This window comes from Gluconacetobacter azotocaptans, assembly GCF_014174355.1.
In the GTDB taxonomy this organism is placed as follows: domain Bacteria; phylum Pseudomonadota; class Alphaproteobacteria; order Acetobacterales; family Acetobacteraceae; genus Gluconacetobacter; species Gluconacetobacter azotocaptans.
Genome location: NZ_JABEQF010000049.1, coordinates 1 through 1,273, shown reverse-complemented (window position 1 = coordinate 1,273; position 1,273 = coordinate 1). Strand labels below are relative to the sequence as shown.

The 1,273-nt window shown below is 68.8% G+C and carries 1 protein-coding gene; it reads left to right on the top strand.

Annotated elements, in window-relative coordinates:
- Positions 1–9 precede the first annotated feature (9 nt).
- A partial coding sequence (locus tag HLH34_RS19060) for an ammonium transporter (RefSeq protein ID WP_183121135.1) occupies positions 10–1,273 on the top strand: 1,264 nt, incomplete at its 3' end.

The window sequence follows — 1,273 nt, the reverse complement described above, 5'->3', positions numbered from 1 at the left end:
ACCCCGGCGCTGGCGGCGGACCCCGCGATCGACACGGGCGACACGGCGTGGATGCTGGTCAGCACGGCGCTGGTGCTGATGATGACCATTCCGGGCCTGGCGCTGTTCTATGCCGGCATGGTGCGCAAGAAGAACGTGCTGGCCACGGTCATGCAGTCGTTCGCCATCTGCTGCATCATCACCGTGGTGTGGATGGTGGCGGGCTACAGCCTGGCGTTCTCGACGGGCTCGCCCTATCTGGGCGATTTGTCGAAGGCGATGCTGTCGGGCATCGGCGCGCATATCTCGAAAGGCGCCGATATCGGCTTCACCCTGGGGGCCGGGTCGGCCAACGCCACCGTGATGACGATCCCCGAGAGCGTCTTCATGATGTTCCAGATGACGTTCGCGATCATCACCCCGGCGCTGATCGCCGGCGCCTTCGCCGAACGCATGAAATTCAGCGCGCTGTGCGTGTTCACCGTCCTGTGGTCGCTGGTGGTCTATGCCCCGATCGCCCACTGGGTCTGGAGCCCGCTGGGCTGGGTCGCCGGCCTGGGCGCGGTCGATTTCGCCGGCGGCACGGTGGTGCATATCAACGCCGGCATCGCCGGCCTGGTCTGCGCGCTGGTCATGGGCAAGCGTCGCGGCTACGGCCAGGACGATCTGTCGCCGTTCAACCTGACCTATGCCGTCGCCGGCGCCTCGCTGCTGTGGGTGGGCTGGTTCGGCTTCAACGCGGGCTCTGCGGTGGGGGCCAACGGCCGCGCCGGCATGGCCATGGCCACCACGCAGATCGCCACCGCCGCCGCGGGGCTGGGCTGGATGGTCGCGGAATGGATCCGCACGGGCAAGCCCACGGTGCTGGGCATCATCTCGGGCGCCGTCGCCGGCCTGGTCGCCATCACCCCGGCGGCAGGATTCGTGCTGCCCGGCGGCGCGCTGATCCTGGGCCTGATCGCCGGCGTCGTGTGCTACTGGGCCGCCACCTCGCTCAAGCACCTGCTGGGCTATGACGACAGCCTCGACGCCTTCGGCGTGCACGGCATCGGGGGCATCGTCGGCGCGCTGCTGACCGGCGTGCTGGCCTATGGCCCGCTTTCGGCCACCGACGCCAACCCGTCCGGCGTCGTGGGCTCGTTCGCGCAGCTCGTCATCCAGGCCGAGGCCGTCGGCATCACCATCGTCTGGTGCGCCCTCGCCACCTTCGTCCTGCTCAAGATCGTCGACCTGACCATCGGCCTGCGCGTCACCCAGGACCAGGAGGTCGAAGGCCTCGACATGGTCCTGCACG